22 protein-coding genes, 1 tRNA gene and 1 pseudogene are annotated in these 26,818 nt (G+C 69.7%); 14 read left to right on the forward strand and 10 right to left on the reverse strand.

What is annotated here, in order from left to right; all coding sequences use genetic code 11:
- Positions 1-41: 41 nt before the first annotated feature.
- From ACFYQA_RS27575 to ACFYQA_RS27590, 4 genes are all read left to right on the forward strand, one after another.
- Positions 42-1,487, forward strand: a complete 1,446-nt coding sequence (locus ACFYQA_RS27575) for a hypothetical protein (RefSeq protein ID WP_388923190.1) — start codon at positions 42-44, stop codon at positions 1,485-1,487.
- A 256-nt stretch (positions 1,488-1,743) separates the two neighbouring features.
- Complete coding sequence (locus ACFYQA_RS27580; RefSeq protein ID WP_388923193.1) at positions 1,744-3,525, forward strand: AAA family ATPase; 1,782 nt, start codon at positions 1,744-1,746, stop codon at positions 3,523-3,525.
- A gap of 129 nt (positions 3,526-3,654) precedes the next feature.
- Entirely contained in the window at positions 3,655-4,200 is a 546-nt protein-coding gene (locus tag ACFYQA_RS27585) for a hypothetical protein (RefSeq protein WP_388923196.1), read from the forward strand.
- A 143-nt stretch (positions 4,201-4,343) separates the two neighbouring features.
- A complete protein-coding gene (locus ACFYQA_RS27590; RefSeq protein ID WP_388923199.1) occupies positions 4,344-4,778 on the forward strand; it encodes an ATP-binding protein in 435 nt (144 codons plus the stop codon).
- Between the two features lie 138 nt (positions 4,779-4,916).
- On the opposite strand, the gene ACFYQA_RS27595 is transcribed toward ACFYQA_RS27590, so the two are convergent.
- Positions 4,917-5,099 carry a hypothetical protein gene (locus ACFYQA_RS27595; RefSeq protein ID WP_388923201.1) on the reverse strand — a complete coding sequence of 61 codons (183 nt, stop codon included), beginning with the start codon at positions 5,097-5,099 and terminating at the stop codon, positions 4,917-4,919.
- Between the two features lie 463 nt (positions 5,100-5,562).
- Between ACFYQA_RS27595 and ACFYQA_RS27600 the strand changes: the two genes are divergently transcribed.
- Positions 5,563-5,889, forward strand: a complete 327-nt coding sequence (locus ACFYQA_RS27600; RefSeq protein ID WP_388923204.1) for a hypothetical protein — start codon at positions 5,563-5,565, stop codon at positions 5,887-5,889.
- Between the two features lie 173 nt (positions 5,890-6,062).
- On the opposite strand, the gene ACFYQA_RS27605 is transcribed toward ACFYQA_RS27600, so the two are convergent.
- The 4 genes from ACFYQA_RS27605 to ACFYQA_RS27620 all read right to left on the reverse strand — a co-directional run bounded on the left by ACFYQA_RS27605 (position 6,063) and on the right by ACFYQA_RS27620 (position 9,284).
- A complete protein-coding gene (locus tag ACFYQA_RS27605) occupies positions 6,063-6,347 on the reverse strand; it encodes a hypothetical protein (protein ID WP_388923207.1) in 285 nt (94 codons plus the stop codon).
- A gap of 96 nt (positions 6,348-6,443) precedes the next feature.
- Positions 6,444-7,094, reverse strand: a complete 651-nt coding sequence (locus ACFYQA_RS27610) for a YceI family protein (RefSeq protein WP_388923210.1) — start codon at positions 7,092-7,094, stop codon at positions 6,444-6,446.
- Between the two features lie 241 nt (positions 7,095-7,335).
- A complete protein-coding gene (gene rbsK / locus ACFYQA_RS27615; RefSeq protein WP_388923213.1) occupies positions 7,336-8,235 on the reverse strand; it encodes a ribokinase in 900 nt (299 codons plus the stop codon).
- Positions 8,232-9,284 carry a LacI family DNA-binding transcriptional regulator gene (locus tag ACFYQA_RS27620; RefSeq protein WP_388923216.1) on the reverse strand — a complete coding sequence of 351 codons (1,053 nt, stop codon included), beginning with the start codon at positions 9,282-9,284 and terminating at the stop codon, positions 8,232-8,234. The genes rbsK and ACFYQA_RS27620 overlap by 4 nt, the downstream gene beginning before the upstream one ends.
- A gap of 412 nt (positions 9,285-9,696) precedes the next feature.
- Between ACFYQA_RS27620 and ACFYQA_RS27625 the strand changes: the two genes are divergently transcribed.
- From ACFYQA_RS27625 to ACFYQA_RS27635, 3 genes are all read left to right on the forward strand, one after another.
- Positions 9,697-10,644 (forward strand): nucleoside hydrolase, encoded by a 948-nt coding sequence (locus ACFYQA_RS27625; RefSeq protein WP_065000735.1) that lies wholly within the window; start codon positions 9,697-9,699, stop codon positions 10,642-10,644.
- Positions 10,641-12,080: an MFS transporter gene (locus ACFYQA_RS27630; protein WP_388923219.1), complete on the forward strand. Its 1,440-nt coding sequence runs from the start codon at positions 10,641-10,643 to the stop codon at positions 12,078-12,080. Before ACFYQA_RS27625 ends, ACFYQA_RS27630 begins: the two co-directional genes overlap by 4 nt.
- Before the next feature lie 409 nt (positions 12,081-12,489).
- Complete coding sequence (locus tag ACFYQA_RS27635; RefSeq protein ID WP_388923222.1) at positions 12,490-13,905, forward strand: MFS transporter; 1,416 nt, start codon at positions 12,490-12,492, stop codon at positions 13,903-13,905.
- Positions 13,906-14,233: 328 nt separating this feature from the next.
- On the opposite strand, the pseudogene ACFYQA_RS27640 reads toward ACFYQA_RS27635, so the two are convergent.
- A pseudogene (locus ACFYQA_RS27640) lies at positions 14,234-14,683 on the reverse strand (chlorophyllase); the annotation flags it as partial.
- Between the two features lie 249 nt (positions 14,684-14,932).
- Here ACFYQA_RS27640 and ACFYQA_RS27645 point away from each other — a divergent pair.
- Entirely contained in the window at positions 14,933-15,334 is a 402-nt protein-coding gene (locus ACFYQA_RS27645) for a hypothetical protein (RefSeq protein ID WP_388923225.1), read from the forward strand.
- A 106-nt stretch (positions 15,335-15,440) separates the two neighbouring features.
- Positions 15,441-15,569 carry a hypothetical protein gene (locus tag ACFYQA_RS27650; protein WP_388923228.1) on the forward strand — a complete coding sequence of 43 codons (129 nt, stop codon included), beginning with the start codon at positions 15,441-15,443 and terminating at the stop codon, positions 15,567-15,569.
- A 269-nt stretch (positions 15,570-15,838) separates the two neighbouring features.
- Here the strand turns inward: ACFYQA_RS27650 and ACFYQA_RS27655 are convergent.
- From ACFYQA_RS27655 to sucC, 4 genes are all read right to left on the reverse strand, one after another.
- Positions 15,839-15,923: transfer RNA gene (locus ACFYQA_RS27655), tRNA-Leu, on the reverse strand.
- A 151-nt stretch (positions 15,924-16,074) separates the two neighbouring features.
- Entirely contained in the window at positions 16,075-17,634 is a 1,560-nt protein-coding gene (locus ACFYQA_RS27660; RefSeq protein ID WP_388923230.1) for an aldehyde dehydrogenase family protein, read from the reverse strand.
- Positions 17,635-17,726: 92 nt separating this feature from the next.
- Entirely contained in the window at positions 17,727-18,611 is an 885-nt protein-coding gene (gene sucD, locus ACFYQA_RS27665) for a succinate--CoA ligase subunit alpha (protein WP_388923233.1), read from the reverse strand.
- An 11-nt stretch (positions 18,612-18,622) separates the two neighbouring features.
- Entirely contained in the window at positions 18,623-19,759 is a 1,137-nt protein-coding gene (gene sucC / locus ACFYQA_RS27670; protein WP_388923236.1) for an ADP-forming succinate--CoA ligase subunit beta, read from the reverse strand.
- A gap of 237 nt (positions 19,760-19,996) precedes the next feature.
- Here sucC and ACFYQA_RS27675 point away from each other — a divergent pair, with 237 nt between their 5' ends.
- The 4 genes from ACFYQA_RS27675 (at position 19,997) to ACFYQA_RS27690 (ending at position 26,653) form a co-directional block, all read left to right on the forward strand.
- On the forward strand, positions 19,997-21,679 hold the full coding sequence (locus tag ACFYQA_RS27675) for a thiamine pyrophosphate-binding protein (protein ID WP_388923238.1): 1,683 nt from the start codon (positions 19,997-19,999) through the stop codon (positions 21,677-21,679).
- A gap of 10 nt (positions 21,680-21,689) precedes the next feature.
- The gene (gene frc / locus ACFYQA_RS27680) at positions 21,690-22,991 is read left to right on the forward strand and encodes a formyl-CoA transferase (RefSeq protein ID WP_388923239.1); all 1,302 of its coding nucleotides are present in this window, start codon (positions 21,690-21,692) and stop codon (positions 22,989-22,991) included.
- Between the two features lie 4 nt (positions 22,992-22,995).
- Positions 22,996-25,146 (forward strand): acetate--CoA ligase family protein, encoded by a 2,151-nt coding sequence (locus tag ACFYQA_RS27685; RefSeq protein ID WP_388923242.1) that lies wholly within the window; start codon positions 22,996-22,998, stop codon positions 25,144-25,146.
- A gap of 118 nt (positions 25,147-25,264) precedes the next feature.
- Positions 25,265-26,653, forward strand: coding sequence for an OFA family MFS transporter (locus ACFYQA_RS27690; RefSeq protein WP_388923245.1), 1,389 nt, complete (start codon positions 25,265-25,267; stop codon positions 26,651-26,653).
- Positions 26,654-26,818 lie beyond the last annotated feature (165 nt).

Here is a 26,818-nt window from a genome sequence, read left to right on the forward strand (position 1 = left end):
CCTTTCGCGTCCAGCGCTGGCGGCGTCGGTAGGGTCCGACCATGACATACATAGTGACCCTCAGCCCGGACCAGCTGGACGACAACGAAGACGACTGGCTCGTCTCGGAGCGTTTCACTAAAGGACTGCCCACAGGACTCGACACATCCGACACCGGTACCCGGTTAGCGCTCCTGGTCTGCGACAACCGCGCGCGTCCCGCGAAAAAGCGCCGCAATGGGTTCGCCGAACATGGCCGCTTCATCACCTGGATGGGGTCGGTCCAGCAGTTCAACACCGTGGGGCCGGTCGACAGAAGCATCACCATCCAGCCCATGCGCAGATGTCCGAAGCCGGTGCCTCTGGACGGTCCCGACGGAATCCTCGCCTCCCTGCCCTCAACACACCGGGCTCACATGGAGCGGGCCCTCTCCGAAAGCGCGGGCCACTGCGGTATGACGACCTGGCAAGCTCTGCAGGAAGCACTCCTGAGACGTCATCCCGAATTGGCCCGGTACATCGACTGGCTGCTCGCCCATCTCGACCCGCTCGTCTTCAACGTCGAGGACGCGGCGGACCGCGCGTGGCAGGAACAGAAGGACGCGGCCCAGTCCCTCACTCGGGTGACCGACTTCCCGAACTCCGCACTGTCGGCCTGGGGACGCCCCGCCTCACGGGACGAACCGTACCTCGCGGGGCTCATCCCGGACCCTGTGGAGAACAGCCTGATCGACCACGACGTACGAGTCGGGCTGGGCGGCGAGGGTTCCCTCTTCGACGACTGGCGACAACGCAATGACGTGCGGTGCGACATCCACGTGCTGGAGGACTCCACGGGACGCCGTCTCGAGGTCGTCAACGTGAATGCCACCCCGGTCGAGCGCCGGTTGGGCACGGACATGATCTACTACCACCACCCCACCCACAGTTTCGTCCTCGTCCAGTACAAGCGCCTGCATTCCCGGAGCAAGGAGTACCGGGTGAACAAGCAACTCCTGGACCAGATGGACCGCTTGGAGCAGGTTTCACGGCTGAGTTCAGAACCCGTCCGCTCCCACGAGTGGCGGCTTTCCCAGGATGCGTGTTTCCTGAAGTTCGCACACTGGCGGAACGGGGCGGCTTCCAGCACAGAGCTGGCCCACGGCATGTACATCCCCCTCTCCTACGCCCGCGTTCTCCTGGAGGACGACTGCACCCTCGGACCGAAGGGTGGGCGCATTTTCAGCTACGAGAGGGCGGCCGGCTACCTCGTCGGCGCGGAGTTCGCGGAGCTGGTGAAACTCGGCCGAGTCGGAACCGTGGGAACCAGCATCGAACAGTTGCGGGACTTCGGGCTGCAGCGTGCCCGCGAGGGGTACAGCGTCGTGCTGGGTTTCGAAACGAGCGAGGAGACGCCCCGTGCCCGGGCCACACGCGTCCGTCAGCGCAGCGCGAAGAAGCGGCCGAAGGTGATCTCCTACTCCCCGCCGGCCCCGCAGCAGCCGTCGTCCGACGCTCCGGGTTCCTGATCCGTGGCAAAGCCACAGCGGCCGCCCACGCTCCCGTTCCGTCCTGGCGGCCGCAACGGACAGATCGTGGCCGGATCCAGCAGGCGTTCTTGAAGCTGCCCCTGTCGTCCACAGATGATGTTCACAGTTCCTCGCGCAGCCACCCGTCCGGCAGGGTGTTGGTCCCGCTGCGAGTAGGGGCACCGGGCGATGGACAGAACGGGGACGTCACAGTGCTGCGCGGGTACCGAACCGGTCGGCGGGAGGCCTGCTCCTCATGAGGAATCGTCTCCAGGTCGTACTCCAGGTTCTGCTGGCGCTGGTGGCCTGTCTTCTCGGTATCGCCACCAACTACGCCACGAGCACCGACGAGGCGCCCTGGCTCCTGGAGGCCATCCGGCAGGCTGCCGTGCCCGCCATCGGGCTGCTCATCGTGGCAATGGTGGTCGGCCAGGTCGTCGTGTACCGGCTGGAGAACCCGGCGCCCGCGCCGTCGGAGTGGCCTCGTGACCGGATTCCGTACCCGGGGCTGGACGCGTTCGGCGAGGACGAGACGGCCGTCTACTTCGGCCGGGAGGCGCAGGCCGCCGAGCTGACGCGCCGGCTGCACGCCTCCGCGCCCCGCCCCGCCGACCGGTTCCTGATGCTGACGGGAGCGTCCGGCAGCGGCAAGTCGTCGCTCGTCCGGGCCGGGGTGATGCCCCGGCTGCGCCGACGCCGGTGGACGATCGTGCCGACGTTCTCGCCGGGTTCGAACCCGCTCCATGCCCTGGCCGCGTCCCTCGCGGCGGCCGGTGGCGGCGGGGAATCGGCCGACACGGTGCTGCGGCGGTTGCGGCAGGGGCCGGAGAGCCTGGCGGCCGAAGTGTCGCGGTTGCGCAGCGGGCAGTTCCGGCGGGTGCTGCTCGTCATCGACCAGTTCGAGGAGCTTGTCACCCTCGCGGGCGAGCGGGAACAGGCCCAGTTCCTGGAAGCGCTGCACGCGTGTCTGCGACAGGAGCCCTCCGTCCGGGTCCTGGCTACGTGCAGAGTGGACCTGCTGGGACGGCTGCTCGGGACCGGCCACGCACCGTTCCTGCAACATCCGGTCGCCATCGGCACGTTGAGCCGTGCGCAGCTCGTCCAGGTGGTGGAGCGGCCGGGTGCGCTGGTGGGCATCTCGTTCGAGCCCAGCCTCGTCGAAGTCATCGTGGACGACACCGGTACGGACGACGCGCTGCCCCTGCTCGCCTACCTCCTCCAGGAGCTGTACTTCGCCTGCGGCCCTGGTGGCACGGTCACCGAGGAGATGTATCGGCAACTCGGTGGCGTGGTGGGGGCGCTGGCCCTGCAGGCGGACAACACGGTGGCCGCCCTCGGCACTCCGGGCGGCATCGAGTTCGCGCTGCGGGTGCTGCTGAAGTTCGTCACCGTCGAGGAACGGGATCTCGCCCGCCGCCCGGTGCGGTTGTCCGAGCTGACCGATCAGGAGCAGTACGTGGTGGACGCGTTCATCGAGGCGCGCCTGATCCGTTCCTACGCCGCGGAAGGAACCGCTGGAAACACGAACGGCCACCGGGACGCGTACGCGGAGGTGACGCACGAGGCGCTGTTCCGGCAGTGGGCGCCCCTGCGCCAGGAGGCGGAAGCACGGGCGGAACGGCTGCGGGAGCGGGCCGAGCTGGAGCGGTGGGCCGCCGACTGGGAACGGTCCGGGCGCAGCGCGGACTACCTACTCACTGGTGAGCGCCTCACCGTCGCCCAGCGGTGGCTGGCCGCGTTGGAGGAGGCCGGGCAGGCGTCGGCGCCCGCCCGTGCGCTCGTCGACGCCTCGCAGCGCCGGGACCTGGCCTTCCTCGGCCGTGTCTCCGACAGCATCGGCCGGCAGATGCTCGCGAGTGCGGAAACCGAGCCGGAGCGGGCTCTGCTGCTCTCCCTGGCCGCGCTCGGTGAGTGCGCGCCGACACCGGCCGCACGGCGGGGACTGATGACGGCGCTGGCCGCGAGTCACCTGCAGACCCGGCTGGACGGGCACACGGACACGGTCACGGAGGTCCACACAACGGCACCAATCGCATGATGACGCGCTAAGGTTTGCAGCTCACGGGACATCCATTGACAGATGTGCCGGTTACTGAGACGTCAGCGGGGTTGGCCGAACCAGGCAACCTGGCTACACGCTGAGGCGGTCCCGGTCATGGTCCGGCCGATGATCAAGCGCTTCTATTCCAAAGCGGTACTGAGCGCCGCGAAGGGACTACCCTTCGTCGGGAAGTTCCTCCTGCAGCGCAACGTCATCAAGATCGGTATCCCCGTGGTCGGCGTTCCCCTCGCGGTGGTGTTGAACCGCTATACGACACTTCTCGCGGGCCGGCACGCGCAGGCCGTCTTCCGTAACGAGGCGCGGGTGATCGAACTCGCCGAGAATCTGAGCAAGAGCAGCCGGCACCCGCAGTTGATGCTGTGGGTCGCATGGCTCGTCATCAGGGCGAACCACAAGATGGCCGACGATGAGACGCTGTTGATGCGGCACCTGGTGAGGGTGGTCCGGGAGCAGCATCAGGTGGTCGACGAACAGCTCGCTCAGGTTGTCGACATCGACCCCGCCGAGGTGTGGCGGCGCATAGACGCCGAGCCGGGGAATCTGAGCGACATCCTCGACGCGGCCGAGCGGGTGGCCGCCGTGGACGGTGACGTCAACGCGCGCGAGAAAGCCGTCATCTCCGAGCTTCGGGACCGCTGCGGCCGAGTCTGACGCCGTCCTGCGCCACCGAAGATCGCGGTGGCTCGGTAGTTCTACCGGCCACCGCACTCTCCACCAGGCGCCTCCGTACGGTGACTCCCCGTACGGAGGCGAGCTGCTGGCACCCGGCGCCTCATGCCCATCACCGTGCTCCCATGAACGCAGCAACGACCCAGCTCCCCACAGCTGTACAGACCTTCGCACAGCAGTTGTCGTCCACGCGTCGGGGTACCCGTCTCGCCCGGCTTCTCACCTACGAGCAGTTGCGCGCCTGGCAGACGTCACCCGGTGTCACCGATCGTGCCGAACAGATCGTCGCGGAACTCGCCAGCAACGCGGTACTGCACGGCCGCGTCCAGGGACGAGACTTCCGCCTCACCCTCACCCACGACCCGGCCGCCGGCATCCTCCGCATCGCGGTCACGGACACCCGCGGGGACCGGCTCCCCTCCCCCACGACGGACCTCGCCATGCCGCCGCACAGCGAGTCGGGCCGCGGCCTGCTCATCGTCATCGCCCTCGCCGACCGCTGGGGCACGGAACCGTATCCGCCCGCCGGCAAGACGGTTTGGGCCGAGTGCGTGGGGTGAAGAGGCAGCCGGGCTTCGTGTCAGTGGCTCAGGCTGCTTGAACGGGCCACTGACTGTCCACGACGTCGCTGCTGTCCTGCCCGGGCCGCTCGGCTCTGCGCGCTGTGCGCTTCTCCATTGCCGTGGCCGAGGCCGGTGTCAAGCCGTGGTGAGTTCCCGTTCCACCCCTCCCGCCAGTTCCCGCAGCTTGCCCCTCGTCTCCGGGTCCGTCGAGTAGACGCAGGCGCCGTTCGCCGGCCCGGCCCGGCCCGGCCCGCCATCAGTACGCCACGCGGCGCGCCCGGACTCCCGGGTGGGCCTTCCATCGGCCGACAGTCCCATGATGGGACGTTCACCCGGGCCGGCTACTCCCCGCGCTGTACAAAGCGGGAAGTACCCGGTCGGCAGAAACCTTCTGATGTCCCTTCCTCATGCCGGCGAAGGCCCCACCGCTTGGTGCCGCCAGTGCGGTCGGACGTCTGCCGGATGGCAGCAATCCCGGTGTGGTGGTGGGAAATACCCGGCAGAATGTCGTGAGAGCGGTGAGCAAGGGGGATGAGTGATGAGTGCGGCGTTGGTGGCGCTTGCGGCTGCAGTGATCGGGGGCGGGGTTTCCCTGGCGTCGGTGTTCCTTACGCAGCGCGGTACAGAACGTGGTTGGGTCCGTGAACATCAGCGGATCGAACGGCATCGCCGGGAGGACCAGGTCCGTCAGTGGGACAGCCGATTGCTCGAGGAACGGCGCGCCGCATACACGCGGTTGAACGCTACAGCGCGAGCAGCCCGGGATGCCCTGGCGGGGTGCATGCATGATCTGCGCCGGGTCGGCACCCTGGACGAGGTGAGGAGAGCGGAACTGGAGGAGCGTTGGGGCACCTACGTCGTCCAGCACGCGGAGTCCCACATGATCGTGTCCGATGCCGTACTGCCCGTCCTGGGGGCTGCCAACGGTTCGCTGCGGAAGATCTACGGGCTGGTCAAGCGTCTGGACGCGGGGCAGCCGAGGCCGGAGGAGAGCGTCGAAGAATTGAGCCGACAGGTGGACAGCCTCTGGAACCGGCTGACCGGTCTACGGGATGAGATGCGCCGTGACCTCGGCGTCACCGCACGCGTGGAGCCGCTGAACAGGTAAAGGAATGAGGGCGACTTGGGCAGACGGCCCGGTGTGCAGCTCTTGTCGGTTCAAGAGTCGTACAGCCGTTTATCGGGTATCGGGCCTCTGACCTGTCTGCGCGACCTCGACGTCCTCGACGAATCGCTGGAGGTCCGCATCGGCATCACCCCCGGCGTGGCGCCCCTCGCCCATCACGGCACCGTCGTCGGCTGGAGCCTCACCGATCCCGCGCGCCATCTGACGACCACCTGTGCCTCCCCCGATCCCGCCCCGCCCCGCAGTCCCCGACAACCCGCTGGCTGCTCAGTGCCTGCCTGGACCTGATCACTGATCCGCTGCTCGAAGAGGTGCAGGACCGCGAGCCGGCCGCCCTGGCCCGGCTCCTGGAGATCCACCGGGCCCTGCGCGCCCAGCGCGAGGACCGGCACCGCGCTGATGCCCTGCTCTCGCTCATCGGCAACCTGGTGGAGGACCACGGGACCGGTGACGGTCAGCCGAGGAGGCTGACCCGCACCCGGCGCCCGGGGCGGTGTCCCGGCGCTGGTCGGCGTGCTGTGATCCGCCGGGCGCGGTCAGGGCACGCGGATCGCCGAGATGTCGAACTCGAGCTCGATCTCCTCGCTGACCATCAGGCCACCGGTCTCCAGCATCGCGTTCCAGGTGAGGTCCCACTGGGTGCGGTTGACGAGGGCTGTGCCGTCGAAGCCGATCCGCTCGACGCCGAAGGCGTCGACCACCAAGCCCGTGTAGAGGAGGTCAATGGTGATCGGATGCGTGCGGCCCTTGACGGTGAGGGCGCCCGTCATCCGGAAGCGGTCCGCACCGATCTGCTCGGTGTAGGTGCTGCGGAAGTCGATGGTCGGGTAGCGCTCGACGTCGAGGAAGTCGGTGCTGCAGAGGTGACGGTCGCGCTGCGCGACGCGGGTGTCGACGGTGGCCGCCCGAACGACCACCCCGGCTCCGGAGCATTCCGGTCGTTCACCGTCCAGGAGAAGCCAGCCGTCGAAGCCGGTGAAGCTCCCTCGGACCCGGGTGACCATGGCGTGCCGGGCGGCGAACCCGATGGTGCTGTGCGCCTGGTCGAACAGCCATTCCCCGGAGATCTGGGCCAGGGAGGGGTCGGCAATGAACGTCCGGGCGCCTGCGCCGGTCTGCGGAGCTGGTGACGGTGTCGGCTTGGTGTCGGCAGACCGTGCGTTGCGGAAGAGCGAGCGGAGGACCATCAGATCTCCCGGTGAGGGGGCATGACAGCCGCACATACGGCTTCAGGAGACCGCCATTCAACAGGTGTAGGGCACATCAAGACGATCTTGGCCGGATTCTTTCTCAAGTTGAGATCTTCGGCGTGGGCCGGGACCGGCGGTGTGGCTGGGGGCCGCGACTTCGACGGTCCGCCGGCTCGCCGCCGCGCGCCCCGCCCCCTCAGCCGTGGCAGGACCCGGTGCCTTCCGCCGGAACGGCGCTTCAGCCGTTCCCGGCGAGGAAGGCCTCCACCTCGTCGCGGCGGGCGAGCGAGGGCTGGGCGCCCGCTCGTGTGGTGCTGATCGCGGCGGCGGCGCAGGCCCAGCGGGCCGCCTGTTCGAGGGTGCGGCCCTCGGCGAGGGCGACGGCGAGCGCGCCGCAGAAGGAGTCACCGGCGGCGGTGGTGTCCACGGGCCGGACACGGAACGCCGGGATGTGCAGGTGCGCGGTGCCTTCGAGGAGGAGGACCCCGTCGCCGCCGAGCGTGACGATCGCCGCGCCGGCCCCGGTCAGCTTGCGGGCGGCGGCGACGACCTCGTCGATCGTCTCCGGCACGGGCGTGCCGGTGAGGGCCGCCAGTTCCGTGCGATTGGGGACCAGCACGTCGACGTGGGGCGGGGGGACGGCGCCGGCGACGGCGGGGGCCGGGTTGTGGAGCACGATGCCGCCGGACAGTCGCGCGGCGGCGTGGTTGGCCTCGTCCGGTACCTCCTGCTGGAGAACGGTCACGGTCGCCTTGCGCAGCAGGTCCGAAGCGGTCTCGCAGTCGGCGGCGCCCACGCGGGCGTTGGCACCGGGGCTGACGATGATGGTGTTCTCGCCCGCCGGGTCGACGGCGATCAGGGCGCGGCCGGTCGCCACGCCCTGGGTGCGGGTGATGTGCGTGGCGTCCACGCCCTCGTTCCGGACGGCGTCGAGCATCACGTCGGCAGCGTCGTCCTCGCCGACCCGGCCGATGAAGGCGACGTTCCCGCCGAGCCGGGCGGCGGCGACGGCCTGGTTGGCGCCCTTGCCGCCGGGGTGCTGGGCGATGTCACCGCCGAGGACCGTCTCGCCCGGCACGGGGTGCTGGGGAACCGGTGCGACGAGATCCAGGTTGAGGCTTCCGACGACTGCGATCACTGTTCCACCTCTGGAGTGCGGGTACTGCCGGTGTCCTCGGTGGAGGACGCGCGGGGTGCGCTGGAGGCGCGTACGACGAGTTCGGGGGCGAGACGGACCGACCGTCGCGGCCCGTCGTTCCGTCCGGTCAGCCGATGGCCGAGCAGGTGCACGGCTTCGGCGGCCAGTGCGCGCACGGGTTGGCGGACGGTGGTCAGGGCCGGGTCGGCGAGGTCCGCCATGGGGATGTCGTCGAAGCCGGTGACGGCGATGTCGCCCGGGACGTCCACGCCGAGTTGTCGCAGGCGTTGCAGCGCGCCGAGCGCGACGAGGTCGTTGGCGCAGACGATGGCGTCCGGACGGGACGGCAGGATCCGGTCCACCGCGGCCCGCCCCCACTCCAGCGAGAAGTCGCCGAGTTCGACCCGTCCGGAGCCGTGCGGGAGCAGGGCGCCGGCCTCGGCTTCGTACGCCGCGAGCCGCTCGACCGCCGCCGAGCCGGTTCCGGCGGCCCCCACGAAGCAGACCCGGCGGCGGCCGGTGGCGACCAGGTGGTCCAGGACCAGCGCCATACCGGTGGCGTTGTCGGTCGCGACCGAGTCGGCGATGCCGGGGCCGCAGCCGCGGTCCAGCAGCACCAGCGGCACGTGGGCCGCGGCCTTCGCCACCGCGTCCCGGCTCTGCTTCTCGTCGACGGCGATGATCAGCAGGGCGTCGACCTGCCGGTCCAGGAGGTCGGTGATCCGGGCGGCCTCGACCTCCGGGTCGTCGTCGCAGTCGGCCAGCAGCACGGCACGTCCCTCGGCGTGCAGGGCGTGCTCCACCTCCCGCACGAGGGAGGGGAAGAAGGGATTGGTGATCTGCGGCAGGACGAGACCGACGGTGCCGGTGGAGCGGCTGCGCAGGGCGCGGGCGACCTGGTTGGGCCGGTAGCCGAGTTCCTCGGCCGCCTCCCGTACCCTGCGGGCCGTCTCGGCCCCGACCGGACGGGTGCCGGCCAGGACCCGGGACACCGTGGCGACGGAACAGCCCGATGCGCGGGCCACCTCTCTCAGGGTGACGTCGGTCACGATGCGGCCCCCTTCGTTCGGTTCGGCTGCGCTGGGCTCGGCTGGGCTCCACCGGGCTGGAAGCGGCCTCCCGGAAACAATTTCGGCAAACGTTACCACCGGGAAATCACCGAATTCCGGCTCGCGCACATCGAAGTATGTGATGTCCGACATTGACAACAGCGAACGCTTGGGTGAAATTTCTGGAGAACGTTTTCCCACGCTATGGCCAGGGACGCGGGCAGCGATGCCGGCTTCTGTGGCCGGCGACAGCGATTCCGTACGTGTCGATGCCCCGGCAGCGCGGCGGAGACCGCTGCCACCTCCGGCGCCGGACACGTGAGCCGACGCACCCTCCGTAGTGGCCCGCCCGCGGCCGCCGCTGTGGAGATCCACCTCCTCACAGACCCGCTAGAGCGAAGGGGCTCTTCCGATGACCAGGAAAATCATCCTCGACTGCGACCCCGGGCACGACGACGCCATCGCACTGTTGCTGGCGCACGGCAACCCCGACATCGACCTGGTCGCCGTCACGACCGTGGTCGGGAACCAGACGCTGGAGAAGGTGACCCGCAACGCCCTGTCCGTGGCGCGCATCGCCGGGATCACCGGCGTGCCCTTCGCCGCCGGCTGCCCGCGGCCCCTGGTGCGGGCCATCGAGACGGCACCGGACATCCACGGCGAGACCGGTCTGGACGGACCCGTGCTGCCCGAGCCGACCCTCGAGCTGGACCGCCGGCACGCCGTCGACCTCATCATCGACACGGTGATGTCGCACGAGCCCGGCGAGATCACCATCGTCCCGACGGCCGGGCTGACGAACATCGCCCTCGCCGCGCGCAAGGAGCCCCGCATCGTCGAGCGGGTCCGCGAGGTCGTCCTGATGGGCGGCGGCTACCACGAGGGCAACTGGAGCGCGGTCGCCGAGTTCAACATCATCATCGACCCCGAGGCCGCCCACATCGTCTTCAACGAGAGCTGGCCGGTCACGATGGTCGGTCTCGACCTGACCCACCAGGCGCTGGCGACGCCCGAGGTCGCCAAGAGGATCGCGGCGGTCGGCACCAAGCCCGCCGAGTTCGTCGGCGAACTGCTGGACTTCTTCGGCGCCACCTACAAGGAGGCGCAGGGCTTCGAGCACCCGCCCGTGCACGACCCGTGCGCGGTCGCGTACGTGATCGACCCGAGCGTCATGACGGTGCGCAAGGCTCCCGTGGACGTCGAACTCACCGGCGGCCTGACCCTGGGCATGACCGTGACGGACTTCCGGGCCCCGGCGCCGGCCGACTGCCACACCCAGGTCGCGGTCGAGCTCGACCGCGAGCGGTTCTGGGACCTCGTGGTGGACGCCCTCGAGCGGATCGGTGACGTCGAGGCATGAGCGCACCCGCCACCACGAGCCGGCCCAGCGAGACGCCGGGCCGCCGTACCACCCGCGTGGGTGTGCTGCTCGTCGCACTCCTCTCGGCCTGCTTCGCCTTCCAGCTCAACGCCAGCATGCTCAGCCCCGCGCTGAAGAACATCGAGGAGAGCTTCGGGGCCAGCTCGGCCGAGATCGGGCTCACCCAGACCGCGTTCTTCACCTCGGCGGCACTGTTCTCGCTCTTCCTGCCGAGGCTGGGCGACGTCATCGGCCGGCGCAAGGTCCTGGCCGGGATGCTGGCCCTGATGGCCGTCGGCTGCGTCGTCGCCGCACTGGCGCCGAGCGTGCCGGTGCTGTTCGTCGGCCGCATCATCCAGGGCGTGTCCGGCCCGGTCGTTCCCCTCTGCCTGATCATGCTGCGGCAGGAGGTGACCGAACCGAAGAGGTACGGCACCCTGCTCGGTGTGATCACCGCCGTCAACGGCGGCATCGCCGGTGTCGACGCCCTCGCCGGAGGCTTCCTGGCCGACAACTACGGCTTCCGGTCGGTCTTCTGGACGATGGCCGTCGTGGCGGTCCTCGCCTGCGTCCTGGTCTCCACCCTGACTCCCGAGACCAAGGCGCCCGCCGCGACCCGGATGGACTGGCCCGGCGTCGCACTCCTCGTCGTGTCGGTCGGCTCGCTGCTCGTCGCGCTGAACGAGGCCGGCAAGCTCGCCGACGCCGACTGGCTCCTCGTCGCGGCCCTCGTCGTCGTCGCAGCGGTCGTCTTCGGTCTGTTCTGGCGGACCGAGAACCGCAGCGGGCATCCGCTGGTCGCCACCCGGCACCTGAAGCAGCGCTCGACCTGGGCGACCCTGCTGACCACCCTGCTCACCATGACGGGCGTGTTCGCCGTCATGAACGGGCTGATCCCGGCCCTCGCCCAGGACGGGAACGCCGGACTCGGCATGAGCGCCGAACAGTCCGCGTGGTGGACCCTCACGCCGTACGCCCTGGCCGGCCTGGCCATGGGGCCCCTCGCCGGCCGGCTCGCCGCCACCTTCGGGTACGGCCGCATCCTGCGGTTCGGGCTGATCGGAGCCGTGGCAGCGGTCACCCTGATGATCCTGACGATCGACTCCCAGTCCCGCGTCATGCTGCTGCTGGCCTCGGTCCTGGTCGGTGTCGCCTACGCGGGCGTGGCGAACATCGTGCTCAACGGGCTCGGCATCGTCCTGTCCCCCAAGGAGAACCCGGGATTCCTGCCCGGCCTGAACGCGGGGGCGTTCAACCTCGGTGCCGGTCTCAGCTTCGCGCTGCTGTACGCGGTCAAGACGGCGGCCCTGCCCGACGATCCCACGTCGCCCTCCGACTACACCGCCGGCATGATCGCCGGAGTCGTCATCCTGGCCGCCGCCTTCGTGACGTCCTTCATGATCCCGAAGCCGGTGGAGGCCGAGACCGGCGACTGATCCGGTCCTTCCGGCGCCTCCGGCACCGCCGCGATCCGGCGGCACTCCGGCGGTACTCCGGCGGTACTCCGGCGGTACTCCGGCGGTACTCCGGTACGGCGGCATGACGACGGCCTGCGGCACGGGCCTCGGGACTCCTCCCGAGCCCGTGCCGCAGGCCGTTCGCCGTTCGCCGTCCAATGAAGGGAGGGACCGCTTTCCGTCACCCGCCGGCACGCGCTCGGGGCGCCCGGCACCCGCCCCACTCCGTCCCACATTCTGGTACGTGGCGACTGACAAGTGAGATGTCTGAGAGCCTCGATGTGCCTGTACGGTACACACGGCTCCCCTCGGAGAGGCCTGATGCCGCACGGGTCGCCGGCGCGTACCGCCGGCGCCTGTTCTCCGCCCTCGTGCGAAAGACCGAGAAATGTCCGCATCAGCCACCAGTCCGGCCCAGGCCCCCGCCAACTCGCGGTCCCGCGTCCTCGTCGCGAGCCTCATCGGCACGACGATCGAGTTCTACGACTTCTACATCTACGCGACCGCCGCGGTCCTGGTCTTCCCCTCGCTCTTCTTCCCGAACAGCGACCCGACCACGGCGCTGCTGTCGTCGTTCGCCGTGTTCGGTGCCGCGATGGTCGCGCGCCCGATCGGCGCCGTCGTCTTCGGGCACCTCGGCGACCGGCTCGGCCGCAAGGGCACGCTGGTGGCGTCGCTTCTCACCATGGGCATCGCCACCTTCCTCATCGGCGTGCTGCCCACCTACGAGCAGGCCGGCTGGATCGCCACCGCACTGCTGGTGCTGATGCGGCTCGCGCAGGGCTTCGCGCTGGGCGGCGAGTGGAGCGGCGCCGCGCTGGTCGCCACGGAGAACGCCCCGAAGAACAAGCGCGCCCTCTACGGCACGTTCCCGCAGCTGGGCGCCCCGCTCGGCTTCATCATCGGCAACGGCCTCTTCCTTCTCATCGGCGCGCTGCTGCCGTCCAGCGCGGGCGCCGATCCCTCGCAGCCCTCCGAGGCCTTCCTGAGCTGGGGCTGGCGCATTCCGTTCCTGTTCTCGGCCGTGATGGTCGTGATCGGCCTGTGGGTGCGGATGCGCCTGGTCGAGGCGCCGGTCTTCGCCAAGACCCGTGAGGCCGGGCTGGTGCGGAAGCTGCCGATGGCCACCGTCTTCCGCAGTCACTGGAAGGAACTGATCCTCGGCACCTTCTTCATGCTGGCGACGTACGTGCTCTTCTACCTGATGACCACGTTCTCGCTCAGTTACGGCCGTACCGCCAAGGACGCCGCCGTGCCGGGACTGGGGTACAGCTACACCACCTTCGTCCTGATGATGATCTTCGGGGTGCTGTTCTTCGCCGCGTTCACCCTGATCTCCGGCCCGCTCGCCGACAAGTACGGCCGCCGCTCCACCCTGATCTGGGTCACCGTCGCGATCACGGTCTTCGGGCTGGTGTGGGTGCCGCTGATCGGTATGGGCACGCTCGGCGTGGTGCTATGGCTGGTGCTCGGCTTCACCCTGATGGGCATGACCTTCGGCCCGATGGGCGCGCTCCTGCCGGAGCTGTTCCCGACGAGCGTGCGTTACACCGGCTCCGGCATCTCGTACAACGTCAGCTCGATCCTCGGCGCGGCCGTCGCCCCGTTCATAGCGGTGGCGCTGTGGGAGGCCGGTGACGGCTCGCCGTGGATGGTCGGCGTCTACCTCTCCTCGATGGCGCTGCTGACCCTGGTCGCGCTGCTCATCGGCAAGGAGACCAAGGACATCGCCCTCGACGAGGGCGAGACCCCCGCCGGCGTCGACGCCACCGCCGACCGGGACGGGTCCCCCGCAGCCACGTGACCCGTGATCTGAACGATCCGGCGCCTCACCGCGGCCCCCTTCCCCCTCACCCGGGATGAAGGGGGCCGCGGTGTTGTGGTGCGTCACCGCACAGGCGCTCACGACCATGAGGGCAACCTCCCTCGCCTCCACGGCCCCGTGAACACCGAAGGCGTGGACTCCCTCACGGAGCCGCTGCCCACGGCGGTGTTTCCGAGGGCCCTTACGAGGACCACCGAGTTCGCGCACCCACGTCCGGGACGCCGTGGTTGGACGGCTGACGCCTCACCAAGGGCTGCGACCGCCTCGGATGTGGTCCTCTTCTCGGAGCTTCACTTGGATCGGAGCTTCACTTGGATCCGATCCGCCCCATGGGGGTGGCGCTCTCCGACAAAGCCTTCCGGGATGCCGTCCGGCCGGCATCCTCGATGCCGAGTGCGTGGCGAAGGCAGGCCCATGTGACCCGCTGGATCAGGGCGACGCGCTCGGGGTTCTCGTCCGTCGTCTCCTGGACCTCGTAGCCGGCGATCCCGCCGAGCGAGTGTTCCGCCCCGAACAGAGTGAACAGGCTCTTGTCACCCGGGCTCAGGAGGTACGGGTCGGCAAGCCATTCCGTTCCCCGGACAGCCAGCGGCGAGTCGTCCTTGTCCCCGGCCACCACGAGGGCCGGTGTGGTCATGTCGGCGAAGTCCGGGTTCATGAACGGGAAGTGTTCGGCCGCGAACGGTGTCAGGTCGGCTCCGCCCTTTCCCGCCGCGGCGATGCGGCTTCGGTCGAGGCGACCACTGAGACCGGGAACGGCGCTGCGCCCGCTCTCCTTGGGCGGGTTGGGGCCCCGCACACAAACGCTTCAGTCGATATTCCTCTCATGGGTCAACTCTTCCCCTATATAGGATGACTGTGCGTATCTGGGTGAAAAATTTGATGAACGTGCACACCGTGCCCCGAGGTGAGCGAAGGTGCCTTTCGGGAGAAATCGACTCAACGAAGGGAATGAGACATGCATTTGAGGCGTACTGGAACGATCCTGGGCGCAGCCCTACTCACCATGCTGACAATCCCGACCACCGCTCACGCCGCGTCAATCGCCTGCGGCGGGGGCACGTCGACCGGCCGTATTGCCGTCAACGGCTGCATCAGCGCCCAGAAGGAATGGGTTGAGAGAGTCCCCTTCCGGGAGGTGACGTCGTACGTCAAGCTGCGCAACACAGGAACACGCGCCCTGAACGTCTCGTACGAGGCGTACGCGCGTTTCGCGGGCGGTGACTGGAAGAAGATGGGCAACAGCCGTACCACTGTCGGGGCAGGCCAGACCGTTGGCCCTGTCGAAGTGGGAGCCATTACCTACTACTGCGACTCCAGCAAGGTCGAGATCAGAGTGCGCGCTCAGGCCAACGGCAGTGCCTGGAGCAGCTGGTCCCCGGCATCCACGAAACAGTGCCAGACCTGATCACCTGAACACCTGTTCACTGGCGGGGATACCTGTCCGGGTGCCCCCGCCAGTCGCATCCACCGCGGATCGAGGGCGTCGGCCACCCCCGCGCCACCCCCTGCACATGCTGGACAAGTTCTGCGGCCGCGACGGCGGACCAACGACGGAACAAGCCCTACCCGAACCGCGTAAACGCGCCCGGCGCCGCGAAACCAGCCTCACCGCACTCATCGACGGCACCCCACCCGGCTGACACACCCCCGAGCTCACCTCACCAGTACCTTCGCCCCCCAAGCCGGCCCCGCCATGCCTTCGCATACGCATGACCGGGTACCAGCGGCCCGGGGGAAACCGACCGTCCCACGAACACCAGTGGGTTCAACAGGCAGAAGGCGGCCGTCGGGGCTCGTCGGCCGCCCTCGCCGAACCAGATCCCGAACACAAAGAGAACTCCCGGCCCGGACGAATCCGAACTGGGAGTTCCGTAAAGCCAACCAGGGCATTTACGTGAAATACCGCGAGTGTCCGAGGGGGGACTTGAACCCCCACGCCCGATAAAGGGCACTAGCACCTCAAGCTAGCGCGTCTGCCATTCCGCCACCCGGACCAGGTGTCTGCCGCCTTGTCAGGAGTGATCCCTTGCGGCGACGTGGACAACCATATCAAGGTTTCGCAGTGCCTTTCACCTGCGTTTCCGTGTCCCTGGACGGAGGGCCGGGACCGGGTGGCGCAACGGCTGTCGGGGGCCCAGCTCCCCGTCACGGCATCAGTTGGTACTCCGGGAAGTTGCCCGGCAGCCGCTCCCCCGCCGGGCCCTGTGTCACGGCCCGCACCAGAAGCCCGCCGCCGACGAACGCGCCGCGCCAGGACGCGCCGAACCCGCCGAACAGCTCGTCGCGGTCGCCTCGGGAGCGCGGTGTGCCGTGGCCGACTTTGAAGGCTCGGATCTGCGGGGCGAGCCGGTCGTAGGTGGCCCGGTCGTCCGTGGACAGGGTGGCCACCAGGGCGCCGTTGGAGGCGTTCATGGCGGCCAGCAACTCCGCCTCCGTGTCGACGAGGACGATCGTGTCGACCGGTCCGAACGGCTCCGCGTGGTGCAGCGGGGACGAGCGGGGCGGCGCGAGCAGCGTGACGGGCTGGACGTACGCCGAGGTGTCCTGGCCGGGCAGGAAGCGGGCGTCCTCCGCCCGGCCCCGGTGCAGGGGCACGGCGCCGCGCTCGACGGCCTCGGCGACCTGGTCGTGCAGTTCCTTCGCCTTGGCCGCGTTGATCACCGGTCCGAAGTCCAGGCGCGGGAAGGGGTCGTCGGGGTGCTCCACGGCGAGCGGGTGGCCGACCCTGAGGGTGCGCACCGCGGGCAGGTACGCGGCCAGGAAGTCGTCGAACAGGTGCCGCTGGACGACGAAGCGCGGGTATGCCGTGCAGCGCTGCTTGCCGTAGTCGAAGAGCTTGGGCACGACCGCCGCGAACGTGTCCCAGTCCGAGTGGTTCCAGATGCCCCAGGTGTTGAGTCCCTCCTGTTCGAGGATGTGCCGCTTGCCGAGGTCGGCGACGGCCGTGGCCACGGCGGAGCCGGTGTCGCGGCCGCCGACGAAGGAGACGCAGCCGATCTCGGGCGCCCGCAGCAGCGCCTCCGACAGCTCGCCCCCACCGCCGCTGACGAGGGTCACCGGGATTCCCTCGCGGGCGGCGAGCGCCGAGGCCAGGGTCAGGCAGGCGACACCGCCGTCGGTCGGGGTCTTGGCGATGACCGCGTTGCCCGCCAGTGCCTGGACCAGCAGGGCGTGGACGAGCACGCTCATCGGGTAGTTCCAGCTCGCGATGTTGGAGACGGGTCCGTCCAGCGGGGTCCGGCCGGCGAGCATCTCGTCGATGCCGTCGACGTACCAGCGCACGCCGTCGATGGCCCGGTCGACGTCCGCCTGGGCGAGCCGCCAGGGTTTGCCGATCTCCCAGACGAGGAGGAGGGCGAGCAGCTCGCGGTGCTCGGTGAGGGCGTCGAGGGTGGCGCTGACGCGGGCCCGGCGTTCCGGCAGCGGGATGTGCCGCCAGGCGCGGTGCTGGTCGAGCGCGGCGCGTACGGCGTGCCGGGCGGTGACCAGGTCCAGGCGCGGCGGGCCCGCGACGGGGCCGCCGTCGACGGGGCTGGCGGCGGGCAGCGCCCGGCCGTCGGCCTGCCAGGCGGCGTTCCAGAGGTTGAGAACCCGGTCGTCCCGGAAAGCCTCGGGGGCGACGGCGAGGCAACGCTGCCAGGCGTCGGTCCAGGAGGTGCCGGCTTTGAGGGTGAGGGTGGTGAAGGTGGTCGGGGTGGATGCCATACGGTTCACTCCGCTCTCGGTGCACAGTCGAGAGAAGGGGCCCTTGGGCCCGCCCTTGGCTGGGGTGGTGGCGGTCGAAGGGACGGCCGGGGTCACCGCCCCGCTTCCAGGACGGCGAGCACGTGCCGAGCCGTCTCCGTGGGGGTGTCGCCCACCCGGACACCGACGGCTTCGAGGGCTTCCTTCTTGGCCCGTGCCGTGCCCGAGGAGCCGGAGACGATCGCGCCTGCGTGTCCCATGGTACGGCCCTCGGGTGCGGTGAAGCCCGCGATGTAGGCGACGACCGGCTTGGTGACGTGCTCGCGGATGTAGGCCGCCGCGCGTTCCTCGGCGTCGCCGCCGATCTCGCCGATCAGGACGACGAGGTCGGTGTCGGGGTCGTCCTGGAAGGCGGCGAGGCAGTCGATGTGGGTGGTGCCGACGACGGGGTCGCCGCCGATGCCGACGCAGGTCGAGAAGCCGATGTCCCGCAGCTCGTACATGAGCTGGTAGGTGAGGGTGCCGGACTTGGAGACCAGTCCGACGGGGCCCGGCTTGGTGATGTCGGCCGGGATGATGCCGGCGTTGGACTGTCCGGGGGTGATCAAGCCGGGGCAGTTGGGGCCGATGACCCGGGTGCCCTTGTGTCGTGCGTGGGTGGTGAAGGCGACGGAGTCGTGGACGGGGATGCCCTCGGTGATGACGACGGCCAGGCCGATTCCGGCGTCGGCCGCTTCGACGACGGCCGACCTGGCGAAGGCCGGCGGTACGAAGACGACCGTGACGTCGGCTCCGGTCGCCTGTATACCGTCGGCGACCGATCCGAAGACGGGGACGGCCCGGTCGTCGAAGTCGACGGTCCGGCCGGCCTTGCGCGGGTTGACCCCGCCGACGACGTCGGTGCCGGCCGCGAGCATGCGCCGGGTGTGCTTCATGCCCTCGCCGCCGGTCATGCCCTGGACGAGGACCTTGCTCTCCTTGGTGAGGTGGATCGCCATGTCTGCTCTCCTCAGGCTGTGGTGGCGAGTTCGGCCGCGCGGTGCGCGGCGCCGTCCATGGTGGTGACCTGCTCGAGGAGCGGGTGCGCGTGCGCGTGCGCGTCGAGAATGGCGCGGCCTTGGGCCGCGTTGTTGCCGTCGAGGCGGACGACGAGTGGTCTGGTCAGCCGGACGGTGGTGAGGGCCTGGACGATGCCGTCGGCCACCGCGTCGCAGGCGGTGATGCCGCCGAAGACGTTGACGAAGACGGACTTCACGGCCGGGTCGGAGAGGATGACGGAGAGGCCGTCCGCCATGACCTGCGCCGACGCCCCGCCGCCGATGTCGAGGAAGTTGGCGGGCCGGGCCCCGCAGCCGGCGACGACGTCGAGGGTCGACATGACCAGGCCGGCGCCGTTGCCGATGATGCCGACCTCGCCGTCCAGCTTGACGTAGTTGAGGCCCTTCGCCGCCGCGGCCGCCTCCAGCGGGTCCTCGTGACCGGTGTCCTCGGTACCCCGACGTGCCTGCCGGAAGCGCGCGTTGTCGTCGAGGGTGACCTTGCCGTCGAGGGCCATGATCCGTCCGTCGCCGGTGCGGACGAGCGGGTTGACCTCGACCAGCAGGGCGTCCTCGCGGACGAGGACCTCCCACAGCCGGACCAGGACGTCGACGGACTGCGGCGGCAGACCGGCCGCGTCGGCGATACGGGCCGCGGTCGCCGAGGTGACGCCCTCGGCGGGGTCGACGGGGATGCGGGCGACGGCCTCGGGGCGGGTGGCGGCGACCTCCTCGATGTCCATGCCGCCCTCGGCGGAGGCGATCGCGAGGAAGCGGCCCGCCGCACGGTCGAGGACGTAGGAGACGTAGAACTCGTCCTGGATGTCGACGGGGCGGGCGAGCATGACCTTGCCGACGGTGTGGCCCTTGATGTCCATACCGAGCATCTGACGTGCCGTCAGCTCGGCGGCGGCGGGGTCGGCGGCGAGCTTCACACCGCCCGCCTTGCCGCGCCCGCCGGTCTTGACCTGCGCCTTGACGACGGCACGACCGCCGAGCCGACGGGCGATCTCACGGGCCTGTTTGGGCGAGTCGGTGACCTCGGCCGCCGGCACCACGATGCCGCGTTCCTCGAAGAGTTCACGTGCCTGATGTTCGTACAGGTCCATCTCGGCTCCTGTCTGCGAAGTTGCCGGAAGGCCGCGGGGAAGCGCACCTAGGGGAGGGAGACGGCCCGGGGTCCGGCGGTGGAAAAGTGCCGCGCACCCCCTGGACACCTCCCATGGGATGAGGGATAACAAGCTTCATACAGTATTCGTCGACTGTATGCAATGTACTGCGAGAGCGGTGCACGAGAGCAGTACACGAGAGCGTTCCCACCCCCTAGGAAGGGACAGGACTTCGCCATGCCCGACGACACACAGGACCTGGTCTCCGGCGGTCATCTCGTCGCCAAGGCCCTCAAGGCCGAGGGCGTCGACCGCATCTACACGCTGTGCGGCGGCCACATCATCGACATCTACGACGGCTGCGTCGACGAGGGCATCGAGGTCGTCGACGTACGTCACGAACAGGTCGCCGCGCACGCGGCCGACGGCTACGCGCGCATCACCGGCAAGCCGGGCTGCGCGGTCGTCACCGCGGGCCCGGGCACCACCGACGCCGTCACCGGGGTGGCCAACGCCTTCCGGGCCGAGTCCCCCATGCTGCTGATAGGTGGTCAGGGGGCTCTGACCCAGCACAAGATGGGGTCACTGCAGGACCTGCCGCACGTCGACATGATGAGTCCCATCACCAAGTTCGCGGCGACCGTGCCGCACACGGCGCGGGCCGCGGACATGGTGTCGATGGCCTTCCGCGAGTGCTACCACGGCGCTCCCGGCCCCTCCTTCCTGGAGATCCCGCGCGACGTCCTGGACGCCAAGGTCCCGGCGTCCACGGCGCGCGTGCCGCGGCAGGGCGCCTACCGCGCCTCGACGCGCTCGCCCGGCGACCCCGAGGCCGTCGAGAAACTCGCCGATCTGCTGGTGCACGCCGAGAAGCCGGCGATCCTGCTCGGCAGCCAGGTGTGGACCACCCGGGGCACCGAGGCGGCCATCGAACTCGTCCGCACCCTCAACATCCCCGCGTACATGAACGGCGCGGGACGCGGCACCCTGCCGCCCGGGGACCCGCACCACTTCCAGCTGTCGCGCCGGTACGCCTTCACCAACGCCGACGTCATCGTGATCGTCGGCACGCCCTTCGACTTCCGCATGGGCTACGGCAAGCGGCTCTCCCCCACCGCGACGGTCGTGCAGATCGACCTCGACTACCGCACCGTCGGCAAGAACCGCGACATCGACCTCGGCATCGTCGGCGACGCGGGACTGGTGCTGAAGTCGGTGACCGAGGCGGCCTCCGGCCGGGTCAACGGTGGTGCCTCGCGGCGCAAGGAGTGGCTGGACGAACTGCGTGCCGCCGAGCAGGTCGCCCTGGAGAAGCGGCTGCCGCAGTTGAAGTCGGACGCGTCGCCCATTCACCCGTACCGGCTGGTCGGCGAGATCAACGACTTCCTCACCGAGGACTCGATCTACATCGGCGACGGCGGCGACATCGTCACCTTCTCCGGTCAGGTCGTGCAGCCCAAGTCGCCCGGCCACTGGATGGACCCGGGCCCGCTCGGCACGCTCGGCGTCGGGGTCCCCTTCGTGCTCGCGGCCAAGCAGGCGCGGCCCGACAAGGAGGTCGTCGCCCTCTTCGGCGACGGCGCCTTCTCACTGACCGGCTGGGACTTCGAGACCCTCGTCCGCTACGACCTGCCGTTCGTCGGCATCGTCGGCAACAACTCCTCGATGAACCAGATCCGTTACGGCCAGGCCGCCAAGTACGGCAAGGAACGGGAGCGGGTCGGCAACACCCTCGGCGACGTCCCGTACGACAAGTTCGCGCAAATGCTGGGCGGTCACGGCGAGGAGGTCCGCGACCCGGCCGACATCGGCCCCGCGCTGCGCCGGGCCCGCGAGTCGGGCAAACCGTCCCTGATCAACGTCTGGGTCGACCCGGACGCGTACGCCCCCGGAACCATGAACCAGACGATGTACAAGTGAGGTGACCCCGGTGACCACCGAGACCGCCACGAGCACGCCCACCGCCACGTCCGCCGGCACGTCCGCCGCCACGGGCGCACTCCCCGCCAAGGCCCTCGACGGGGTCCGCGTCCTGGACATGACGCATGTCCAGTCCGGACCCTCCGCGACCCAGCTGCTCGCCTGGCTCGGCGCGGACGTCGTCAAACTGGAGGCCCCGACCGGGGACATCACGCGCAAACAGCTGCGCGACCTCCCCGACGTCGACTCCCTCTACTTCACGATGCTCAACTGCAACAAGCGGAGCATCACCCTCAACACCAAAACCGAGCGCGGCAAGGAGATCCTCACCGAGCTGATCCGGCGCTCGGACGTCATGGTCGAGAACTTCGGGCCGGGCGCCGTCGACCGGATGGGCTTCACCTGGGACCGCATCAAGGAGATCAATCCACGGATCGTCTATGCCTCCATCAAGGGGTTCGGCGACGGTCCGTACACCGCCTTCAAGGCGTACGAGGTCGTCGCGCAGGCCATGGGCGGGTCGATGTCGACCACCGGTTTCGAGGACGGACCGCCGCTGGCGACGGGCGCCCAGATCGGGGACTCGGGCACGGGCATCCACGTGGTGGCGGGCATCCTCGCCGCACTGTTCCAGCGGGAGTCCACCGGGCGCGGGCAGCGGGTGAACGTGGCCATGCAGCACGCGGTGCTCAACCTCTGCCGGGTGAAGCTGCGCGACCAGCAGCGCCTGGCCCACGGTCCGCTCGCCGAATATCCCAACGAGGACTTCGGCGACGAGGTTCCCCGGTCCGGGAACGCGTCCGGCGGCGGGCAGCCCGGCTGGGCGGTCAAGTGCGCGCCGGGCGGTCCGAACGACTACGTGTACGTGATCGTGCAGCCCGTCGGCTGGAAGCCGCTCAGTGAGCTGATCGGCCGGCCGGAGCTGGCCGAGGACCCCGACTGGGCGACGCCGCAGGCCCGGCTGCCCAAGCTCGGCAAGCTGTTCCAGCTGATCGAGGAGTGGTCCTCGACGCTGCCCAAGTGGGAGGTGCTGGAGCGGCTGAACGCGCACAACATTCCGTGCGGGCCGATCCTGTCCACCAAGGAGATCATCGAGGACGCCTCGCTGGCGGCGAACGGGATGGTCGTCACCGTCCCGCACCCCGAGCGCGGTGAGTTCGTCACCGTCGGCAGCCCGCTGAAGCTCTCCGACTCCCCCGTCGACGTGGTCGCCTCCCCGCTGCTCGGCGAGCACAACGAAGAGGTGTTCGTCGGCGAACTCGGCCTCGGTGACGAGGAACTGCGCCTGCTCAAGTCGAACGGGGTGATCTGACGTGATGGCCGAGGACCGCACGCTCCGGGTGCGCGCGCTGCTCGACGCGGTGCGCGCCGAGGGGCGCACCGCGCTCACCGCCCCCGAGGGCAAGGTGCTGGCGGACGCGTACGGGATCGCCGTACCGGGTGAGGAGCTGGCGACGGACGTCGACGAGGCCGTGGCATACGCGGCGCGGTTCGGCGGGCCCGTCGTGATGAAGATCGTCTCACCGGACATCCTGCACAAGACCGACGCCGGCGGTGTGATCGTCGGGGTGGAGGGGGCGGCCGATGTGCGGGCGGCGTTCTGCCGGATCGTGGAGAACGCGCGCACGTACGACCCGGCCGCCCGGATCGACGGCGTGCAGGTGCAGGAGCTGCTGCCGCAGGGGCAGGAGGTCATCGTCGGGGCGGTCACGGACCCGACGTTCGGGAAGGTGGTGGCGTTCGGGCTCGGCGGGGTGCTCGTCGAGGTGCTCAAGGACATCACCTTCCGGCTCGCGCCGGTGGACCCCGACGAGGCGCTGTCGATGCTGGACTCGATCCGGGCGGCGGAGGTCCTTCGCGGGGTGCGGGGCCGGCCGGGTGTGGACCGGTGGGCGGTCGCGGAGCAGATCCGCCGGGTGTCGCAACTCGTCGCGGACTTCCCGGAGATCGCCGAGGTGGACCTCAACCCGGTGATCGCCACACCGGGCGGGGCGGTCGCCGCCGACATCCGGGTGATCCTGGCGACCGAGATGCCCAAGGAGCGCCGCCAATACTCGCGTGAGGAGATCCTCGTCTCCATGCGGCGGCTGATGCAGCCGCGTTCGGTCGCCGTGATCGGCGCCTCCGCCGAGCCGGGCAAGATCGGTAACTCGGTGATGCGCAACCTGGTGGACGGCGGCTTCGCCGGGGAGATCCATCCGGTGAACCCCAGGTCCGACGACATTCTGGGCCGCAAGGCGTACAAGAGTGTCGCGGACGTCCCCGGTGAGGTGGATGTCGCGGTCTTCGCGATTCCCGCCAGGTTCGTGGCCGCGGCGCTGGAGGAGGTGGGACGCAAGGGGATCCCGAACGCCGTCCTCATCCCCTCCGGGTTCGCGGAGACCGGGGAGCAGGAGCTCCAGGACGAGATCGTGGCGATCGCCGAGCGGCACGGCGTCCGGCTCCTCGGACCCAACATCTACGGCTACTACTCGACGTGGCACGACCTGTGCGCCACGTTCTGCACGCCGTACGACGTCAAGGGCGGGGTCGCGCTGACGTCGCAGTCGGGCGGTATCGGGATGGCCATCCTGGGGTTCGCACGCACCACGCGGACGGGTGTGTCGGCGATCGTCGGGCTGGGCAACAAGTCGGACCTGGACGAGGACGACCTGCTGACCTGGTTCGGGCAGGACCCGCGCACCGACTGCATCGCCATGCACCTGGAGGATCTCAAGGACGGGCGGGCGTTCGTGCGGGCCGCGCGCGAGACGGTGCCGAAGAAGCCGGTCGTGGTGCTGAAGGCGGGGCGTACGGCGGCGGGCGCGAAGGCCGCGGGTTCGCACACCGGCGCGCTGGCGGGCGACGACGCCGTGTACGACGACATCCTGCGGCAGGCCGGGGTGATCCGCGCGCCGGGTCTCAGCGACATGCTCGAGTACGCGCGCGCGTTGCCGGTGCTGCCCGCCCCGAAGGGCGACAACGTCGTGATCATCACGGGGGCGGGCGGCAGCGGGGTACTGCTGTCGGACGCGGTGACGGACAACGGGCTGTCGCTGATGGAGATCCCGCCGGATCTGGACGCGGCGTTCCGCGCGTTCATTCCGCCCTTCGGGGCGGCCGGCAACCCGGTGGACATCACCGGGGGCGAGCCGCCGTCGACGTACGAGGCGACGATCCGGCTGGGCCTGGAGGACCCGCGCGTCCACGCGCTCGTCCTCGGCTACTGGCACACCATCGTCACGCCTCCCATGGTGTTCGCCGAGCTCACCGCGCGCGTGGTGGCCGAGTTCCGTGAACGCGGCATCGAGAAGCCGGTGGTGGCGTCACTCGCGGGCGATGTGGAGGTCGAGGAGGCGTGCCAGTACCTCTTCGAGCGGGGCGTCGTGGCATACCCGTACACGACCGAGCGGCCGGTGGCGGTCCTCGGCGCGAAGTACCGCTGGGCGCGGGCGGCGGGGTTGCTGGGGGGGCGGTTCATGAGGTGAGCGGACCGGGGGGCCGGCCGACGGTGCGCGTCGGCCGGCCCCGGGACCCGAACGCGCACGAAAGGCATTGGACAGGGGGCGCTGGCCAGAACTTTCGACGCAAGGGGTGCGACACGACATGACAACGACCGATCTGCGTAAGCCGGTTCCCTACCGGGAGGTGGCCGACGCGAACGGACGCGTCTACCGCCTCGGTGAGACCGACATCGACATCATGGGCCGCAAGCGCAAGTGGATGGTCATCCTGCCGTGGATCGGCATGATGGGCATCAGCTCGGCGGAGTACGCGTTCGCTTCCGCCGAGGACACCCTGCACACGGCCCATTCATGGAGCAGCGCGCACATCTTCTGGATGCTGGGCGTGTGGGTGTTCTTCCAGGCGGCGGTGGCCTTCCCGGCGGGCAAGCTGCGGGAGAGCGGGAAACTGCCGGCCCGCTGGGCGATGATGTGCGGCGCGGTGGGGACCCTGCTGGGCTATGTCTCACTGGCCTTCGCGCCGCATGTGATCGTCGCGTACCTCGGCTTCGGCATGTTCAGCGGTATAGGTGCCGGCATGGTGTACGCGACCTGCGTGAACATGGTCGCCAAGTGGTATCCGGAGCGCAAGGGCGGCAAGACCGGCTTCGTGAACGGCGGTTTCGCCTACGGTTCGGTGCCGTTCGTCTTCCTCTTCACCGGCTACATGGACCTCACCAACTTCCGCTGGGTGCTGGTCGCGGTGGGTGTGTTCCTGGCCGGTGTGGTGGCGGTGTCCGGCTACTTCTTCAAGGACCCGCCGAAGAACTGGTGGCCGGCCGACATCGATCCGCTGAAGAAGCCGACCGACGCGCGCACCCGGCGCGCGATGGAGAAGAACCCGCCGGCCGTGCACCAGTACACCCCCATGGAGGCGTGGCGGACCGGGCGGGTGGGCCTGATGTGGTTCTGCCTGCTGTGCACATCGGGGGTGAACATCTTCGGTATCGCCTTCCAGGTGCCCTTCGGTGACGACGCGGGCTTCGCGGGCGGCATCGTGGCGACCGCCATGTCCCTGAAGGCGATCGTCAACGGCACCGGCCGCGGTGTCATCGGCTGGCTCTCCGACCGGTACGGCCGCAAGCAGTGCCTGATCTTCGTCTGCATCATCCTCGGGCTGTCCCAGTACGGCATCCTGTTCTCCGGGAACATCGGGAACCTGCCGCTGTTCCTGCTGTTCTCGTCGATCTCCGGGTTCGGCGGCGGTGCCATCTTCCCGATGTTCGCCGCGATGACCGCCGACTACTTCGGTGAGAACAACAACGCCACGAACTACGGCCTGGTGTACTCCTCGAAGCTCGTCTCCGGTCTGCTCGGATCCGGCATGGGTGCCGTCGTGGTGGCGACCTGGGACTACGCGGGCGCGTTCGTCCTGGCGGGTTCGATCTCCCTGTTCGCCGGTTGCGTCGCGGTGTTCCTGCACCCCCCGGGGCGGCCCAAGCCCAGGCGGATCAGCCCGAACCCGCAGCCGCTCGGTGACGAGACGGCCTGACCCACGGACCACCGAAGCCGCACACCGTCCTCCACGGAGCACCGGCACGAGAGCTTCGTCCACACGGACCGGGCGGGCCCCCCCCCCCGGCGGGGGGGGGGGGGGCCCCGGGCGGGGGGGCGGGGGGGGGTGGGGGGGGGCGGGGCCGCGGGCGGGGGGGCCGCC

The sequence above is a fragment of the Streptomyces sp. NPDC005774 genome (genome assembly GCF_042871645.1).
Taxonomy (GTDB): Bacteria; Actinomycetota; Actinomycetes; order Streptomycetales; family Streptomycetaceae; genus Streptomyces; species Streptomyces pratens.